The sequence below is a fragment of the Rathayibacter sp. AY1D9 genome, assembly GCF_002932395.1.
Taxonomy (GTDB): Bacteria; Actinomycetota; Actinomycetes; order Actinomycetales; family Microbacteriaceae; genus Rathayibacter.
The window spans coordinates 1-685 of the sequence record NZ_PSVQ01000083.1 but is presented as its reverse complement, the minus strand read 5'-3'; the positions used below and the strand labels follow the sequence as shown (position 1 = coordinate 685).

Below are 685 nucleotides of genomic sequence, written 5' to 3'. Positions count from 1 at the left end.
ACGACGAGCTGCTCCGGATCGAGGACGGGGGCCTGGAGCCCGACAGTGCCCAGCACGCGGCCGCGGAGCGCGGTCCCGTGCTCGGCCCAGCCGAGCGGCGACTGCCCGGGGCCGCCGAGCGGCGACGTGACCGGGGCGAGCGCCACGGAGTAGGTGCGCTCCGGGTCCAGGCCCGGGAGCGTGATCCGTCCGGGCGGGTAGGTCTCGCCGGTGCGCAGCTGGGTGAAGGTGAAGAGGGCGGCGGAGCGGTCGGCGGCGACGACTCCGGAGAGCGAGGCGGCGTCGTCGGCGAGGTCGGCGCGCACGACCGTCCCGGTGTGCAGCAGCGCCCGGTGCTCGCGGTGGAAGGCGACCCAGGCGGTCAGCTCCTCCTCGACGGCGGGGGCGAGATCCGAGACGTCCCACTCGATGCCGAGGTGGCCGGGCAGCGCGGTGCCGGCGCGGAAGGCGAGCGAGTGGGTGCGCTGCGTCGAGTGCGACCGCGGCCCTCCGATGTGCTGCCCCATCAGCTCGGGCGGCACCACCAGCTGGGTGAAGGGCTGGATGGTCTGCCGCTCGAGCGGGTCGATGCAGTCGCTCGTCCAGATGCGATCGGTGCGGGCGAGGATCCCGAGGTCGACGCGGGCGCCCCCGGAGGCGCACGACTCGATCTCGACGCCGGGGTGCCGGGAGCGCAGCTCGTCGA

At 75.3% G+C, this 685-nt stretch carries 1 protein-coding gene; it reads right to left on the bottom strand.

The window, feature by feature from the left end:
* Nucleotides 1-685 (bottom strand): alpha-galactosidase (locus C5C50_RS16595; RefSeq protein ID WP_146085935.1); only part of this gene is annotated, 685 nt, incomplete at both ends.